Origin of the sequence: Mesorhizobium sp. M5C.F.Ca.IN.020.32.2.1 (assembly GCF_004023105.1) — a bacterium.
Classification (GTDB): domain Bacteria; phylum Pseudomonadota; class Alphaproteobacteria; order Rhizobiales; family Rhizobiaceae; genus Mesorhizobium; species Mesorhizobium wenxiniae.
On sequence record NZ_RZSX01001209.1, the window covers coordinates 1 to 1,465 of the forward strand.

General features: G+C 62.7%; 2 protein-coding genes. Both read left to right on the forward strand.

Annotated features, from left to right (window positions below; genetic code table 11):
* The coding region (locus EOA86_RS34440) for a DUF1326 domain-containing protein (protein WP_128345588.1) at positions 1 to 433 on the forward strand (433 nt) is incomplete at its 5' end.
* A gap of 8 nt (positions 434 to 441) precedes the next feature.
* Positions 442 to 1,320, forward strand: a complete 879-nt coding sequence (locus tag EOA86_RS34445; protein ID WP_065008633.1) for a DUF2182 domain-containing protein — start codon at positions 442 to 444, stop codon at positions 1,318 to 1,320.
* The last annotated feature ends 145 nt before the right edge of the window (positions 1,321 to 1,465 follow it).

Below are 1,465 nucleotides of genomic sequence, written 5' to 3' on the forward strand. Positions count from 1 at the left end.
CGAAGGCAATGGCGAAGCCATCGCCTTCGTCGACGAGAATGCAACCGACCGGCAGCGTCAAGCGCTGCTGCGCATCATGACCGGCCAGGACACCGACCCGTTCGCGACGATGTTCGCCGTCTACGCCTCAACCGTAACAAAAATGAATGAGCCGGTTTTCACCAAGATCGATCTCGACCTCGATATCGACGGCCGCAGGGGCCGCATCTTCGTCAAGGACTACATCGAAACCGTCGGCGAACCGATCCGCAACAAGGTGACGGGCGCGGACTCGCGCGCTCAGATCGTGCTGCCGAACGGCTTCGAATATGCAGTCGCGGAGATCGGCAGCGCTTCGAGCACAACCAGCGGGCCGGTTCAGGTGAACATGAAGGACAGTTACGGCCAGTTCGCCCGGCTGCATCTCAACAATCACGGGGTGGTGCGGGCCTGAGGCGCCACATGGACGGCGGGTCGCCGCTGGAACGGCTGCTCAGACGCGACCGCGTCATCACGATTGCGGGCGTGGTAACGCTGTGCCTGCTGGCCTGGCTTTATATCGTCGCGGGTGCAGGGCTCGGCATGAATGCGTGGGAGATGACGAGGCTCGCGCTATTCCCCCACCAGCAAACTGCCGACCTGACCTCCGATATGTCTGGGATGGATATGCCCGGCATGGACATGAGCGCGATGACGATGGCAGCCGAACCGCGGGCCTGGGGGCCGGCGATCTGGGCACTGATGATCGCCATGTGGTGGGTCATGATGGTTGCCATGATGTCCCCGAGTGCGGCGCCGACTATTCTGCTCTATGCGCGCGTGCATCGCCATGCGCTCGCACAGGGTCAGATCCAGGACAAGCTCGCGCCCACCGGCGTATTTATGGCAGGCTACCTCCTGGTTTGGCTGGGGTTTGCCGTCGTGGCCACCGCGTTGCATTGGCTGCTCGAACGCGAGGCGTTCGTTTCCGCGACGATGATGAGTTCGCAGAGCCGCTGGCTTTCCGGCATCGTCCTGATCGCCGCGGGCCTGTATCAGCTCTCGCCGCTCAAGAACGCCTGCCTGTCGCATTGCCGGGCACCGACCGCGTTCCTTGCCCGACACTGGCGTCCCCACGCAGTCGGCGCGCTGCGTTTGGGCGCGTTGCACGGGGCGTTTTGTGTCGGATGCTGCTGGATGCTGATGGCGTTGTTGTTCGTGGGCGGCATCATGAATCTGGTGTGGGTTGCCGGGCTCGCTATTCTGGTGCTGGCTGAAAAGCTGTTTCCTGCCGGCCAGTGGGTTGGCCGGGCAGCCGGCATCGCCCTGATCGCCTGGGGCAGCGCAACGCTTTTGGTCTGACGACCAGGGCCGCCTTTGTCGGCATTCAAAGGCGTGAGGAACTTTGACTCCTCGCATCCGTTTACCCGAATGTTGGGGATGGGAGGTTCCGCCAATGAATGTCAGCGACGAAAGGACTGTATCCCTCTGGGCGGCGACCGAAGTA